The 1,053-nt window shown below is 66.5% G+C and carries 1 protein-coding gene; it reads right to left on the reverse strand.

Annotated elements, in window-relative coordinates; genetic code table 11:
• The coding region (locus tag ACWDNU_RS46965; protein WP_449673594.1) for an FAD-binding protein at positions 1 to 858 on the reverse strand (858 nt) is incomplete at its 3' end.
• Between the last annotated feature and the right edge of the window lie 195 nt (positions 859 to 1,053).

The raw sequence follows: 1,053 nt of genomic DNA on the forward strand, positions 1-1,053 counted from the left end.
GTCGAACATGAAGCGCTTGCCGTCGGAGTTCTTCAGGACGCCGCCGTCGCCGCGCACACCCTCGGTGACGAGGATGCCCTTCACGCTCGGCGGCCAGACCATGCCGGTCGGATGGAACTGCAGGAACTCCATGTTGATCAGTGTCGCGCCCGAGCGCAGCGCCAGCGCGTGGCCGTCGCCGGTGTACTCCCAGGAGTTCGAGGTCACCTTGTAGGACTTGCCGATACCGCCGGTGGCCAGCACGATCGCGGGCGCGGTGAACAGGACGAAGCCGCCGGACTCACGCCAGTAGCCGAAGGCGCCCGCGATCCGGCCGTCGTCGGTGAGCAGTTCGGTGATGGTGCACTCGGCGAAAACCTTGATCCTGGCCTCGTAGTCACCGGTGGCCGCGAAGTCCTCCTGCTGCAGCGAGACGATCTTCTGCTGCATGGTGCGGATGAGTTCCAGGCCGGTGCGGTCGCCGACGTGGGCCAGCCGGGGGTAGGTGTGGCCGCCGAAGTTGCGCTGGCTGATCCGGCCGTCCGGCGTCCGATCGAACAGCGCGCCATAGGTTTCCAGCTCCCACACCCGGTCGGGGGCCTCCTGCGCGTGCAGTTCGGCCATCCGCCAGTTGTTGAGGAACTTGCCACCGCGCATGGTGTCCTTGAAATGGGTCTGCCAGCTGTCCTTCTCGTTGGCATTGCCCATCGAGGCCGCGCAGCCGCCCTCGGCCATCACGGTGTGCGCCTTGCCGAACAGCGACTTGCACACCACCGCGACCGAGAGTCCTTGTTCGCGGGCCTCGATCACCGCGCGCAGCCCGGCGCCGCCCGCCCCGATCACCACGACGTCGTAGTCGTGCCGTTCCACATCTGACATTCGAACTAGCTCCTGGAGTCGACGCGATTCAGTTGACGAACCGCAGGTCCGAAATGGTCTGGCTGGCAACCAGCATCACGTAGAAGTCGGTGAGCACGAGGGTGCCGAGGGTGGTCCAGGCCCGCGACTACTCCGTCGAACGCGCCGGGTTTGATCTCGCCCAGCGCGGCCGGGTCGACGATCCCGGCGTTGTTC

It is taken from the genome of Amycolatopsis sp. NPDC003676 (assembly GCF_053587275.1).